Source organism: Arthrobacter sp. TMS2-4, from assembly GCF_054511075.1.
Window position 1 is genome coordinate 168,931 of the sequence record NZ_JBTNDI010000004.1, and the last position, 12,943, is coordinate 181,873.

Consider the following 12,943-nt stretch of genomic DNA (forward strand, 5'->3'; position numbering starts at 1 on the left):
CGTCCTCCGAGACGGTGTCTGGATCAGGAAGGAGCAGGCCTCGCCGGCACGGGCGCGCGTTCCTGGATCATTCCTTCGGTGGGAGCGGGTGGGTCTCCCGGTACTTCTGGATATGCAGGGCGAGCTTCCGCTCTGCTTCCCGGCGCCGCTCCATCAGGCGTTTGAGATCGGATCCGGTGGGCATGAGACCGGCGGGCCGGAGATCGTCGCCCTCGCCGGACGGATCGAGGTGCTTCCGGCGAGGTGCCGACGTCGGTGGAGCGGCCGGGTGCTCGGTCGGGATCATTCAGGTGTCCTTCGTTCGCTCGTGAGATGATCGCCGACCGGCTGATGCTTCCAGTGCGCTTCCCGCCGGCGTCGCACGACGACCACTCCCGAAAGGGGTGGGTCCAGTGTCCGTCGGGGCCGCACCCACCTCTAGGGCCTTTCGTCACCATCGCGGGGTGCGCTGCGGCGTCAGGGGCGGCACCACAGGGGCGCTGTCCGAGGGGGGCAGGACGGGTCGGGCAGTCAAAGCCAGAGGCGGGGCTGCAGGAGCATCCGGACGGGCATGGCACCGAGGAGTTCCCGCTCCTGCAGGAGGCTCGTACGTTCATCGAGGAAATCCAGGATCAGGTCAGCGTCGAGCGACGCGAAGGCCGCCCTCATGAAGCGGACGGCCGATTCGGGGTCGCGGAGCCACATCCTGAGGACGGGCTTGTCATAGAGACGGAATCTGCGGGACGGTGCAGCACTCCGCGGCGAACCGGTCGCCGCGAACGATGAGGCGACATGCTCGGCCTGATGGAGGATCCTGGTGAATCCGTACCCGGTCGTAGCCTTGATGATCCCCGAGGGGGTGCCGACGTACAGGTGTCGTCCCCGCGATGATCGACGACGCAGGCCCAGCGGGATCGAGCCCCGTTCGACGGCGAGCGTCGAGAAGTCGGTCACCCCGCAGGTCTCGCGAAGGTAACGCGCCGCCGCCGCGTCGAAAGGCCCGCGGACGGCTGGTGCATCGCCCCGCGTGATCCTCGTCGTCTCCACGACCGCCTCGCGGGTCGACACCGGGAGGAGGCAATGAAAGCGGCCGGGCTGCTCGCCGTCGCCCGATCGGAAGTCCATGAACGTCGCGACGGAGGGGTCGAAGGCTTCGCGTGCGGTCCGGATCCGCCGGATCTCACCGGTCATGAGCAGGGGAGGCCTCACCCCGGACGGTGGTGAGGTGCTGTCGCAGCAGTGTGCGGCGGTGAAGACCCGGCCGTCGGTGAGCGCCACCACCACCCGGTTCCCCTGACCGTGGATCCGCGCCGTGTGGGCTTCGAGTCGCGTGATGCGCGGATCGGCGTCGATCACATGGTCCAAGCAGGCGAAGATCGTCTGCGAGGAGGTCAAGGACAGGGTGTGACGCTCGAGCGAGAGCCTCCGCAGGCCGGCCGCAGTATCCACGGCGAGGGTCGTATAGCTCGACGACGGGATCAGTCGCAGCGGGAGGACACCGTCGTACCAGTAGATGATGGAACGGTGCTGGTAGTGGCGGCTGTCGTCGACGAGGAGGATCCGCACGTCGCCCACGCCGGGATGCCTACTCAGGAAATAGGCGAGGCTTCGTCCGGCGAGTCCACCGCCGGCGAGGATGATGTCGAAGTCCGCGGGTGCATGGTTCACCGGGGTCTACGCTCCAAATCGTCGCGGTTGGTCCATCGATCCTGCCGGGGGAGCGGTGACAGGATGTCAAGCGCCTGCGTCTTCAGCCACCTTCCCCTTCGACGCCGCGTCGGCCGGCGCCTCGTCCTCAGGCACGTGATGGATGACGAGCACGGGACAGTGGGCGTGGGAGACGCAGCTCGCGCTGACGGAGCCCAGGAGCAATCCACGGAACGAACCGTGGCCCCGCCGGCCCACGATGAGCAAGGCGGCGTCGCGGGAGGCCTGGACGAGCGCCTTGCCGGGGTGTGCAAAGACCACCGTGGTCTCCAGGCCACTCGGGACGTTCCCTCCGAAGGCCTTCGTGACAGCGTGCTCCAGGTGGATCTTCGCGGCGTCGGCGAACTCGCTGGTGCCGAGCGGGACGTACCCCGGGTACTCGGCCGGATAGTCCCACGCCGCGATCGCCAGGATCGTCGCGTCGAAGGCAGGGGCCAGCCGCTGGGCGTACCGCAACGCCTCGACGGACTGCTGCGAACCGTCGACGCCGACGACGATCCGGGGTGCGGCTGTTGTGCTCATGGTGTGTCTCCTCGTGGTTGGCTCCGATCCGGGCGGTGCTGCTGCCTGAAGCGTGCCTACCGCCAGCCGTGCACGATAGGGGCTTTCGTCCTGTGAGGAGGGGAGCGCAGCCCGCGACCGGATTGCTGAAGCTGAGGATTCCTGCAGGGCTGGGTGACCCGCTCGGTGAACGCCCGTTGGACGGGCGTCGTCGGATGCAGGCTGCAACTAGTGCGGGCCTCGTCGATCACGATGAGAATCGGGTGACGCTCCTCGCGGGCAAGGCCAAGGAAGCGACCGCCACGGCGACCGGTGACGGGAAGCTCGAGACAGAGGGAGAACGGGACCAGGTGAAGGCAGGCTGCCGAAAAGGTTAGGGTCGCCCTCCGAAGGCGCTGAAGCGTGCCATGGGGAGGGCCACCGATCAACTAGTTGACATAATGTAGATTATCGGCGATTCATATCGGCCGCGAGAGAGGGGCGTTCGGTCATGGGTTGACGTCGGGGTGGAACGCTCCGCGGTGGATCTCGTAGAAACGGGAATGCCCGGGCTCGTCGGGATCATCGACGATGGGCTGATCGGCCATGAACTGGCGGATGACATGAGCGAGTTCGCCGGGGTTGCTGAAATTGATCGCGTGCGCCGCCCCTTCGATGATCACCATGAGCACGTGGTTGTCCGTGCGGCTCGCGACCTCGCGGACCCGTGCAGGGTCCGGCATCAGCGGGTCCCGGTCGCCGATGACCACCAGGGTCGGGATCTTCAGGGCCAGCAGGCGATCGAGTGACGGATATCGGGTGAGTGCACGGAACATCTTGACGGTGCTGGTCACGCCGAATCTGAGATAGTCCGGGGCTGCCACGCCCATCAGCCCGACCGGCTCGCGTGTGCCGTCGACAGCGAGTTGTCGCAGGGCCCGTCGGAACGGCTGGTTGTACGCTCCCCCGGCGGGTGAGACGAGGACCGCGCGGTCCACACGCTCGGGATAGCGGTAGGCGAACTCGCAGATGATCGGACAGCCCATCGAATTGCCGACGAGGGTGGCCGACGTGATGTGGCGGTCGTCGAGGAACCGTGCGGCCGCGTGTGCGAGATCGGGGACGTCGAGGGCCTCGGTCAGTCTCCCGCTGCGTCCGAAGCCGGGAAGATCCGGGACCAGGGTGTGGAAGTCGTCGCGAAGGCGTTCCGCCGTCGGCAGGAGGTAGCGCCCGGAAAGGCCGAAGCCGTGCACGTGCATCATGACGGGGGCATGAGGGCGGGCGGGCGATTCCCGGTAGAAGACGTCGACCCCGTCGATCCTCGTCCACCGTTCCGCCAGGGCCGACGCCGCCCGTCTGGGCAGCCGGCGTTCCCTGCCCTGGAGTCGAGGGAGGCCGGGCGGGTCGAGCGTCACGTCGTCTGCGGGTAGCTGGGCACCATGCGTCGACGGTAGCGCTCGGCGCGGCGTCCCACGTCATTCGCCGGGGGTGATGCGGGAGCCGGGGCGTCGTCCTACCGTGGACCCATGACCCCTGGAGGACGGAACCGGACCGCCTGACCGTGATGCGTTGTTTCGGCTCGCTGCGTCAACTATCATTGACGAATGGAGGTGGACAGGATGAAGACGCTTGTCGGATCGATGGATGGCAAGGGGCCGGCGGACGCCCTGCGCATCGTGGCCGAGCTTCAGCGGGAGGTGGCACGCAGCGAGGCAGGGCTCGTCCGGAGTGCTCGCCAGTCCGGACTGTCGTGGGAGGCCATCGCGCAGAGCCTCGGGGTGTCCAAGCAGGCCGTCCACAAGAAGTACGGTCGGCAGTAGCTACTCCCCCGATCCGCTACGACGGACATCCGGTCACGGATTCTTCCATCAACACATGGTGACAGGCAGCGTGGATCAACATAAGTTGATGGTATGGACCTCACCTCACCGCCTTCCCCCGACAGACCGGCGGACGCTCTCGCTGCTGTCGTCGCGCTCCGCCGGCTCGCCGCGTCCCTCGAGCGCTCGGCGGTCGACGAGGCCCTGGCCCAGGGATGGACCTGGGCCCAGATCGGTGGCGCGCTGAACCTGAGCGCACAGGCGGCCCACAAGAGGCTCTCCCCCGGCCACCGCCGACCCTCCCTCGACTGAAAAGGACGATCATGGGCATCAGAACCGCAATCTCCGACGTCTCCTTCATGACGTCGTTCTTCACCGCCGCAGAGCGCATCGCGCACGACTTGGGAGACCCGGTGATGGGCGCTGAACACCTGGTCATCGCCGCGCTGGATCGGGAGGACCTCGACCGCTCCGGGCTCGCGTCCCTCCCGCTCGACGGGCCGCGGTTCCGCGACGCCGTCATCGGAGTGCATGCAGACGCCCTGGAATCGCTCGGTGTCGCGGGAACCAGCGCTCCCATCGACGACGAACCGCGGGGTGCCCTGCACAGCACGTCGGCCGCCCGGTTTGTGTTCCAGGACGCGCGCAGGAGCGCCCGGGCACGACGAGCGCCGCTGCGCGCCGTCGATATCGTCGCGGCGGCCGCACGTCAGGACTACGGGACCACCGCACGCGCCTTCGAGCGCCTCGGCATCAGCCGCGCCGATCTGCAGGCCCTCGCCGGGTAGGACGCGTGGGAGCCGTCGACGCCTCGGGGAGGACATCCGCAGGACGATGCGGGGTGCTGGGGGCCATACGTACACTCGGGCGATGGACCGAGAAGCCCTGACTGCCTCGCACCGCCCCGATCTCCCGCGGAAGGGACGCGTCGGATGGCTGGTGGCCGGCGCGTCCGGGGCGGGGCTCGTCCTCGCCCCGGTGCTGGCGGCCGCTCCCTTCATCCCGGCGACGGAAAGCGGCGTGACGGGGGCCCTGCTCCTGGGGTTCGCCGCCGGGTGGGCGCTGGTGGCGGTGCTGTCGGTGCGATTCTCCGACCAGCCGCAGCGGTGGGCCGCGGTTCCCGCGGTGTTCATGGGCCTGGGCGGTCTGCTCCTGATCCTGTTCGGTGCCCCGATGCGGGAAGCACTCGCCTGGATCTGGCCTCCCGCCCTGCTGGTGCTGATGATCTGGACGGCGTCGAAGGTGCACCGGCAGCTCCGGAGCAGGGGCGCCCGCATACTGCTCTACCCCGGGATCGCGCTGCTGGTCCTCGCGTCACTGACCGGCGGGTACGAGACCGTGCGGGGCGCCGTCCGCGCCGGGAGCATCCCGGAGTACGGCCGGTTGATCGACGTCGGCGGGCACCGCCTGTACCTGCACTGCACCGGGTCCGGCGGGCCGACCGTGGTGATCGAGCCGGGTGCGGGTCTGGCGTCGTCGGACCTGGCCCTGGTCTCCCCCGCCGTGGCCCGGGAGACCCGGGTCTGTGTCTACGACCGCGCGGGGCGAGGGTGGAGCGAGCCGTCGGACGTACCGCAGGACGGCGCGCGGGTCGCCGCCGACCTGCACACGCTGCTGCAGCTCGCGGAGGAACCCGGACCCTACGTGCTGGCGGGTCATTCCTTCGGCGGTCTGTATGCCCTCACCTTCGCCGCCCGCACTCCCGACGACGTCGCCGGTCTGGTGCTGATCGATTCGACCGCGCCATCATCGGACGTGCCGTCCGGCCCGGCGCGAGCGGCGGCCCCCGATGACACGACGCGGCGGATCTCCGCGCTCGTCGCCGCGGGTGGACGGCTCGGGTTCGGCCGCCTCCTCGGCGTCGATTCGGCCGACCACCTGAAGAGCGCGGTCGACGAGTACCTCCTCGCCGGATCGTCGGTGGACCAGGCCGCGGAGCTGCGGACCTTCGACGGCAAGCCCCTGGTCGTGCTGTCGGCGGGTCGGGGAACCAGGCCGGGCTGGGCCGCGTCGCAGGACGCCCTCGCCGCGCTGTCCGCCGGCTCCCTGCACCGCGTCATCGGTGGGGCGACGCACGGCTCGTTGCTCGACACCGAACAGGACGCGGCGCAGACCGCTCAGGGGATCCTCGATGCCGTCTCCGCGGTCCGCGAGCGCGATCAGGCGCCGACGTAGTCCGCGAGGTGCCGCCCGGTGAGGGTCGAACATGCGGCGACGAGGTCGGCGGGTGTACCCTCGAAGACAACCGCGCCGCCGTCGTGGCCGGCCCCGGGCCCCATGTCGATGATCCAGTCCGCGTGGGCCATGACGGCCTGGTGGTGCTCGATGACGATGACCGATTTCCCGGTGTCGACCAGGCGGTCCAGCAGGCCCAGCAGGTTCTCGACGTCGGCGAGGTGGAGTCCGGCGGTCGGCTCGTCCAGGACCAGGATGCCGCCCTTCTCCCCCATGTGGGTGGCGAGCTTCAGGCGCTGGCGCTCGCCGCCGGACAGCGTTGTCAGCGGCTGCCCGAGGCTCAGGTATCCCAGCCCGACGTCGGACAGGCGGCCGAGGATGGCGGCGGCGGCCGCCACCTTCGACACCCCCGCACCGAAGAACGCCGCGGCCTCCGAGACGGGCATCGACAGGACCTCGCTGATGTCCTTGCCGCCGAGGGTGTACTCGAGCACCTCGGCCAGAAAGCGCTTGCCGTCGCAGACCTCGCAGGTCGTGGCGACGCCCGCCATCATGGCGAGGTCCGTGAAGATCACGCCGGCACCGTTGCAGGTAGGGCAGGCGCCTGCGGAATTGGCGCTGAACAGGGCCGGCTTCACGCCGTTGGCCTTCCCGAACGCCTTGCGGATGGATTCGAGCATCCCGGTGTAGGTGGCCGGGTTGCTGCGGCGCGACCCCCTGATGGCCGCCTGGTCGACCGCGACCACGCCGTCCCTGCCGGAGACCGATCCGTGGATGAGTGAGCTCTTGCCGGATCCCGCCACGCCCGTGACCACGCACAGGACCCCCAGCGGGAGGTCGACGTCGACGTCGCGCACGTTGTGCGCCGTCGCTCCCCTGATCTCCAGCGTGCCGCGCCGCGTCCGCACCGAGGATTTCAGGGTGGCACGGTCGTCGAGGTGCCGACCCGTGAGGGTGCCGCTGCGGCGCAGGTCCGCCAGGGAGCCCTCGAAGCAGACACTTCCGCCGGCCCTGCCTGCGCCGGGACCGAGGTCGACGACGTGATCCGCGATCGCGATCATCTCGGGCTTGTGCTCGACCACCAGCACCGTGTTGCCCTTGTCCCGCAGGCGCAGCAGCAATTCGTTCATGCGCTGGATGTCGTGGGGGTGCAGGCCGATCGTCGGCTCGTCGAAGACGTAGGTGACATCCGTGAGTGAGGACCCGAGATGGCGGATCATCTTGGTCCGCTGGGATTCGCCCCCGGAGAGCGTGCCGGTCGGCCGGTCGAGGCTGAGGTAGCCGAGCCCGATCTCGACGAACGAGTCGAGGGTCTCCCCCAGTGCCGCCAGCAGCGGGCCGACGGACGGTTCCTCGAGTCCCCGCACCCAGGCGGCGAGGTCGCTGATCTGCAGGGCGCACGCATCGGCGATACTGACGCCGTCGATCGTCGAGGACCGTGCGGCGTCGTTGAGCCGGGTGCCCTGGCACTCGGGGCATCGGGTGAAGGTGATGGCGCGGTCCACGAACGCACGGATATGCGGCTGCATCGACTCGCGGTCCTTGGACAGCATCGACTTCTGGATCTTCGGGACCAGGCCCTCGTAGGTGATGTTGATGCCGTCGACCTTGATCTTGGTCGGTTCCTTGTAGAGCAGGTCCTGCAGCTCCCGCTCGGAGAACTCGCGGATGGGCTTGTCCGCGTCGAAGAAGCCGCAACCGCCGTAGATCCTCCCGTACCAGCCCTCCATGCTGTACCCGGGGATGGTCAGCGCTCCCCCGGTGAGAGATTTCGTGTCGTCGTAGAGCTGGGCGAGGTCGACGTCCGTCACCGATCCCAAGCCCTCGCAGCGTGGACACATCCCCCCGGTGACGGTGAAGCTGCGGCGCTCCTTGACCGTGGTGCCGCCCCGCTCGATCGTGACGGCGCCGGCCCCACTGATGGAGGCGACGTTGAAGGAGAAGGCCTGCGGCGGACCGATCTGCGGCTGCCCCAGGCGGGAGAACACAATGCGCAGCATGGCATTGACGTCGGTAGCGGTTCCCACGGTGGACCGCGGATTGGCGCCCATGCGCTCCTGGTCGACGATGATGGCGGTCGTCAGGCCCTCGAGCACGTCCACGTCGGGCCGGGCCAGCGTCGGCATGAAGCCCTGCACGAAGGCGCTGTACGTCTCGTTGATCATCCGCTGCGACTCGGCCGCGATGGTCCCGAAGACCAGGGAACTCTTCCCGGAGCCGGACACCCCGGTGAAGACCGAGAGCCGCCGCTTCGGGAGCTCGATCGTGATGTCCTTCAGGTTGTTCTCCCGCGCACCCCTGACCCGGATGAGGTCGTGGCTGTCGGCCGCGTGCGCTGCCGCCGGGTCGGTGTCGGTGCTGATGGTGCTCATGGTGCCTCCAAGGTCCGTGACCGCGCGTGCCGCCCCACCACCCCGGCGGACACCGAGCGGTCGGGACGTGCGTCCGGGCAGCACCTCCGATTGTCGGGCCTCCCGACGCCCCGGGCAATGGCCCGGGCGCCCGTTCGTGTCCGCGTCTGTGCTTTGCTGGAGGGATGACCGCCGATGCCCCGCCTCCCCCTACCGCCCTGCTGTCGCGGGAGGCGATCGCTGCCCACGTCGAGTCCGTTCTCGCCGAGGACCTCCCGCCGATCGTGGCTGCAGGGCATCCTGTCCTGCGTCGGCCCGCCCAGGACTATGACGGGCAGCTCGATGACGCCACCCTGACCCGGTTGATCGACACGATGCGCCGCGTCATGCACGCCGCGCCGGGCGTGGGCCTCGCCGCACCGCAGATCGGCATTCCCCTGCGGGTCGCCGTGCTCGAGGACGCGGGGGTCGTGGATCCGGAGGTCGCCGCCGCGCGGTCCCGCACCCCGCTGCCCTTCACCGTCCTCATCAACCCCCGCTACACCGTCGTGGGTGACAGGGTCGATGCGTTCTACGAGGGCTGCCTGTCGGTGCCGGGCTACCAGGCCGTCGTCGAGCGCCCCCATGGCATCGAGGCGACCTACACACGGCCGGACGGCGGCAGCGTCACCGCGGCATTCGCGGGCTGGCCGGCGCGGATCGTCCAGCACGAGACCGATCACCTCGACGGGACGCTCTACCTCGACCGGGCCATCCTGCGGTCACTCACCGCCGACGGGGAGCACCACCGGTGGGCCCACCCGACGGTCGACGGGGCGCGGCGGGGCCTCGGTTTCTGACCCCGCCGCCCCGCGCGCCTAGCCGGCCGCGGCGGGGTTCGCCGTCGTGGGCAGGTACTTCGACCACCAGCGGAGGATGTGCTCGAAGCGCTGCCTGCGGTGCCACGGTGACCCGGACCGGGACAGCTCGTGCGTCTCCCCGGGGAACACGAGCAGCTCCGTCTCGACGCCCTGCTTCTTCAGGGCGGTGTAGTACCGCTGGGCCTGTTCGATCGGGCAACGGAGGTCCTCCTCCGAGTGGATGACTAACGCGGGTGTCCGGACGTCGGCGATCTTCGCGAACGGGTTCTGCCCGGCGACGTGCGCCGGATCGGTCCCGGTGTACGCCTCGGAGAAGAACCAGCCGATGTCGGACGAGCCGACGAACGACGGCGGATCGAGGTAGCCCCGCTCCACGATGGCCGCCTGGAACCGGTGGTCGTTCGCGATGGTCCACGCGGTCAGGTAGCCGCCGTACGAACCGCCCATGACGCCGAGCCGCTTCCTGTCGAGGACGTCGAAGTCGGCGAGCGCGCCGTCGACGTAGGCGAGGACGTCGTCGAGGTCCACGGTGCCCATGGCTTCCTTGATCACGCGCGCGTGGGCCTGGCCGTAGCCGGAGGCGCCACGCGGGTTGCACAGCAGGACGGCGTAGCCCGCGGCCGCGTACACCTGGGCCTCGTCGAAGTACCCCCAACCGTACTGGGCGAACGGACCGCCGTGGATGACGAGGAGCACCGGGTGCGGACCGTCGCCCTCGGGCAGCACGACCCACCCGTGCACGGGGGTGCCGTCGGGCGCGGTGTACGTGCGTTCCTGCAGGTCCCCGACGCGCGTGTCGGTGCGCAGGGCGGCCGAGAAGTCGGACAGGGTGCGCAGGGAACCGCCCTCGACGACGGCGACGTCGCCGGACGTCGACGGGTCCGTGTAGGAGGCGACGACGGTGCCGCCGGCGGAGGCGGCCCCGGTGACGACCGTCGGCCCGGTGACGACCGTGTCGGACTCACCGGCGGCGGAGACGCGCAGGAGTTCGCCCATCCCACGGGTGCGGTTGAACACGAGCACCGAGTCGGGGCCGTCGGGCATGATCTCCTGGACGTCGCCGAAATCGACGGTCTCCGGATCGGTCAGGCGCCGGACATCCTGCGGCTCGGCGAGCGGCAGGACGTACAGGGCCGTGTTGCGGGCGACGAAGTCCAGGCCCGACGGCGAGAGGTCCGTGGCGAGGAAGAACAGCGAGGTTCCATCGGCGCTCGGTCGGGGTGCTCCGCAGCCGAGGCGTGACTCCCCGCCCTGGTTCGTCAGCCGGCGCGGATCGCCGCCACCGACGTCGATCGAGTGGATGTCGGTCACGAGCGTCGAGTCCGCATCCGGCCGGAGTGCGGCGGTGAAGAAGATCCGGCGGCCGTCCGCGGAGAAGACGGGCTCCACGTGGTCGGCATCTGCCGTGGTCAGCTGCGTGGGCGTCGGGACGGCCCCCTCGGCCTCGAGGGCACCCGGTCCGTCGATGTGCTGCTGCTTGAGGCGGCCGACGGCTGCGACGAAGGGCTCCGCGTCCATATCGGGCACGGCCACCGTGAACAGCTGCGAGCGCTTGTCCGTCACGTATCCGAGGCCGTTCATCCGGTACTTGTACTGCGTGACCAGGCGCGGATCCTCGAGCCCGGCAGCGACGCCGTCGAGCGTCCCGTAGCGCCCGTGCTCGGGCACCCGTGCGGAGAAGACCACCGTGCGTGCGTCGGGGGAGATGTCGAACCGGCCCACTCCGAGGGGCTGGTCCGTCATCTGGACGGGTTCGCCGCCCGAGGCGCGCACGGCGAACAGCTGGGGCTTGCCGCCCGGCGCGGCCCGGAGGAACAGGAGGAGTTCACCGTCGGGTGAGTACCGCGGCGCGGTGTCGCGGAAGCCGCGGGTCAGGCGTCGGGGGGAACCGCCGTCGAGCGCGATCTCCCACAGCTGGCCGACGTAGGCGTCGGCGCGGAGATCGGGGCGGGTCGCAGCGACGACGAGGCGGGTGCCGTCCGGGTGGAGGGTCGGAGCGTCGATGGTGGTCAGGAGTTCTATCTGGTCAGGTTTCACCCTCCCGATCAGACCCGAAATAGTGTCCTGAGTCAACGGGTGGCTCGTTCTCCCTGCCTAGGATGGAACGATGCCCGCCCTCCCCCAGCATCTCCTGACCTGCCCGGTCTGCGCGCTCCCGCTCCAGGACGTCGGGCGGGCCCTGGCCTGTGAGCGTGGGCACCGCTTCGATGCCGCGCGTCAGGGCTACGTCAATCTGCTGACGGGCAAGGGCTCGCCGTTCGAGGGTGACACGGCCGAGATGGTCGAGGCGCGGGAGGCGTTCCTGGGCTCGGGCCACTATGCGCCGCTGCGTGAGTCGGTGGTGGCGGCCGCGGTGCGGGACGCAGGGACGCAGGCGGTGGCGCTCGACGCCGGCGCGGGTACGGGGTACTACCTGGAGGGCCTTGCCGCGGCGGTGCCCGGGCTCTTTCCCGTCGCGCTCGACGTCTCCAAGATCGCCCTCCGCCGTGCGGCACGGCGCCTGCCGGGCGGCATCGGCATCGTCTGGGACGTCTGGCGGCCACTCCCCGTGGCCGACGCGTCGGTGGACGTGCTCCTCAACGTCTTCGCCCCCCGGAACGCCCCGGAGTTCGTGCGGGTGCTCGCACCCGGCGGCCGCCTCGTGGTCGTCACCCCGCGGCCGGGCCACCTGGCCGGCCTCGAGGGGGTGGGTCCGCTCCTGTCCGTGCCGGCCCAGAAGGCGGAGGACGTCCTGGCGACCTTCCGGGGTGCCCTCGTGGAGACCTGGCGCGACGAGCTCGACTACACCCTGACCCTGCCGCCCGACCTCGCGCGGTCGGCGCTCGTGATGGGCCCCGCCGCGCGCCACGCCGCCATGGAGGGCGCAACGACGCCCATGGGGCCGGCTGCACCGCTGGAGGTGACGGTTCGCTTCACCGTGCAGGTCCTCGCGTCCCGCCCGGGCCGGTGATGCGGCACGGAAGGGTAACGACTCCGTGATCCGAGCCACCGATCCCTAGGTTATGTCGGACCCGTTTGCGATCATGGAAGTAGCGCTCAGGTCGCGCGCGCCGAGGGAGGGGTTGCTCGATGGACTGGATGATCGCCAACAGCTGGGTCCTGTGGTTGGTCCTGTTCCTGGGGCTGGCCGTCGTGGAGACCCTCACCCTCGACCTGCTCTTCATCATGCTCGCCGTCGGCGCGATGGCCGCCCTCGTGGCCGATTCCATGGGCGCGGGGCTGGTCCTGCAGATCGTCGTCTTCGCCGTGGTGTCCCTCCTCATGATCCTGCTCGTCCGGCCGGTGGCCGTCCGGCACCTCAAGCGGGGCCCGGCCGACCAGCTGAACAACATCGACCGCCTCGTGGGCGCCGCCGCCGTCGCCCTCGAGCCCGTCACCGCACACTCCGGCACCGTGAAGATCGGCGGGGACACGTGGACGGCGCGGTCGGCCGACGGCGCGTCCCTCCCCGCAGGAGCGCGCCTCGCGGTCGCGAGGATCGACGGGGCCACCGCCGTCGTCGAACCCGCGCTCGAGCGCCCGGCACCCCCGGTCGCCGAAGTGTGACGCGTACCGCCAGCTGTCCCGCTCC

The 12,943-nt window shown here is 70.0% G+C and carries 13 protein-coding genes; 7 read left to right on the plus strand and 6 right to left on the minus strand.

The features are described 5' to 3' along the window. Nucleotides 1-67 precede the first annotated feature (67 nt). From ACX80F_RS07780 to ACX80F_RS07795, 4 genes are all read right to left on the minus strand, one after another. Nucleotides 68-286 carry a hypothetical protein gene (locus ACX80F_RS07780; protein WP_459335811.1) on the minus strand — a complete coding sequence of 73 codons (219 nt, stop codon included), beginning with the start codon at nt 284-286 and terminating at the stop codon, nt 68-70. A gap of 224 nt (nt 287-510) precedes the next feature. Beyond that, nucleotides 511-1,647, minus strand: a complete 1,137-nt coding sequence (locus tag ACX80F_RS07785; protein ID WP_459335812.1) for a lycopene cyclase family protein — start codon at nt 1,645-1,647, stop codon at nt 511-513. A 66-nt stretch (nt 1,648-1,713) separates the two neighbouring features. Then, a complete protein-coding gene (locus ACX80F_RS07790; RefSeq protein ID WP_459335813.1) occupies nt 1,714-2,208 on the minus strand; it encodes a universal stress protein in 495 nt (164 codons plus the stop codon). A 467-nt stretch (nt 2,209-2,675) separates the two neighbouring features. Beyond that, a complete protein-coding gene (locus ACX80F_RS07795) occupies nt 2,676-3,581 on the minus strand; it encodes an alpha/beta fold hydrolase (RefSeq protein WP_459335814.1) in 906 nt (301 codons plus the stop codon). A 189-nt stretch (nt 3,582-3,770) separates the two neighbouring features. Between ACX80F_RS07795 and ACX80F_RS07800 the strand changes: the two genes are divergently transcribed. The 4 genes from ACX80F_RS07800 (at nt 3,771) to ACX80F_RS07815 (ending at nt 6,161) form a co-directional block, all read left to right on the plus strand. After that, entirely contained in the window at nt 3,771-3,986 is a 216-nt protein-coding gene (locus ACX80F_RS07800; RefSeq protein ID WP_459335815.1) for an AsnC family protein, read from the plus strand. 93 nt (nt 3,987-4,079) lie between these two features. Beyond that, nucleotides 4,080-4,298, plus strand: a complete 219-nt coding sequence (locus tag ACX80F_RS07805; RefSeq protein ID WP_459335816.1) for an RNA polymerase subunit sigma-70 — start codon at nt 4,080-4,082, stop codon at nt 4,296-4,298. Nucleotides 4,299-4,309: 11 nt separating this feature from the next. Beyond that, nucleotides 4,310-4,774, plus strand: coding sequence for a Clp protease N-terminal domain-containing protein (locus ACX80F_RS07810; RefSeq protein WP_459335817.1), 465 nt, complete (start codon nt 4,310-4,312; stop codon nt 4,772-4,774). Nucleotides 4,775-4,856: 82 nt separating this feature from the next. Then, a complete protein-coding gene (locus ACX80F_RS07815; protein ID WP_459335818.1) occupies nt 4,857-6,161 on the plus strand; it encodes an alpha/beta fold hydrolase in 1,305 nt (434 codons plus the stop codon). Here ACX80F_RS07815 and ACX80F_RS07820 read toward each other — a convergent pair. Then, complete coding sequence (locus ACX80F_RS07820; protein WP_459335819.1) at nt 6,146-8,533, minus strand: ATP-binding cassette domain-containing protein; 2,388 nt, start codon at nt 8,531-8,533, stop codon at nt 6,146-6,148. The two genes, ACX80F_RS07815 and ACX80F_RS07820, sit on opposite strands and share 16 nt — an antisense overlap. Nucleotides 8,534-8,697: 164 nt before the next feature. Between ACX80F_RS07820 and ACX80F_RS07825 the strand changes: the two genes are divergently transcribed. After that, nucleotides 8,698-9,351: a peptide deformylase gene (locus ACX80F_RS07825; protein ID WP_459335820.1), complete on the plus strand. Its 654-nt coding sequence runs from the start codon at nt 8,698-8,700 to the stop codon at nt 9,349-9,351. A gap of 18 nt (nt 9,352-9,369) precedes the next feature. Here the strand turns inward: ACX80F_RS07825 and ACX80F_RS07830 are convergent, their stop codons facing one another. Then, the gene (locus ACX80F_RS07830; protein WP_459335821.1) at nt 9,370-11,409 is read right to left on the minus strand and encodes a S9 family peptidase; all 2,040 of its coding nucleotides are present in this window, start codon (nt 11,407-11,409) and stop codon (nt 9,370-9,372) included. A gap of 70 nt (nt 11,410-11,479) precedes the next feature. Between ACX80F_RS07830 and ACX80F_RS07835 the strand changes: the two genes are divergently transcribed. Together ACX80F_RS07835 and ACX80F_RS07840 are read left to right on the plus strand one after the other, a co-directional pair. After that, a complete protein-coding gene (locus ACX80F_RS07835) occupies nt 11,480-12,322 on the plus strand; it encodes a putative RNA methyltransferase (protein ID WP_459335822.1) in 843 nt (280 codons plus the stop codon). Between the two features lie 119 nt (nt 12,323-12,441). Beyond that, nucleotides 12,442-12,918 (plus strand): NfeD family protein, encoded by a 477-nt coding sequence (locus ACX80F_RS07840; protein ID WP_459335823.1) that lies wholly within the window; start codon nt 12,442-12,444, stop codon nt 12,916-12,918. Nucleotides 12,919-12,943 lie beyond the last annotated feature (25 nt).

Excerpts from the sequence above, each read along its gene's own strand:
- ACX80F_RS07780 (WP_459335811.1), bottom strand. The coding sequence starts at position 286 with ATGATCCCGACCGAGCACCCGGCCGCTCCACCGACGTCGGCACCTCGC.
- ACX80F_RS07790 (WP_459335813.1), bottom strand. The coding sequence starts at position 2,208 with ATGAGCACAACAGCCGCACCCCGGATCGTCGTCGGCGTCGACGGTTCG.
- ACX80F_RS07800 (WP_459335815.1), top strand. The coding sequence starts at position 3,771 with ATGGAGGTGGACAGGATGAAGACGCTTGTCGGATCGATGGATGGCAAG.
- ACX80F_RS07805 (WP_459335816.1), top strand. The coding sequence starts at position 4,080 with ATGGACCTCACCTCACCGCCTTCCCCCGACAGACCGGCGGACGCTCTC.
- ACX80F_RS07810 (WP_459335817.1), top strand. The coding sequence starts at position 4,310 with ATGGGCATCAGAACCGCAATCTCCGACGTCTCCTTCATGACGTCGTTC.
- ACX80F_RS07815 (WP_459335818.1), top strand. The coding sequence starts at position 4,857 with ATGGACCGAGAAGCCCTGACTGCCTCGCACCGCCCCGATCTCCCGCGG.
- ACX80F_RS07820 (WP_459335819.1), bottom strand. The coding sequence starts at position 8,533 with ATGAGCACCATCAGCACCGACACCGACCCGGCGGCAGCGCACGCGGCC.
- ACX80F_RS07825 (WP_459335820.1), top strand. The coding sequence starts at position 8,698 with ATGACCGCCGATGCCCCGCCTCCCCCTACCGCCCTGCTGTCGCGGGAG.
- ACX80F_RS07835 (WP_459335822.1), top strand. The coding sequence starts at position 11,480 with ATGCCCGCCCTCCCCCAGCATCTCCTGACCTGCCCGGTCTGCGCGCTC.
- ACX80F_RS07840 (WP_459335823.1), top strand. The coding sequence starts at position 12,442 with ATGGACTGGATGATCGCCAACAGCTGGGTCCTGTGGTTGGTCCTGTTC.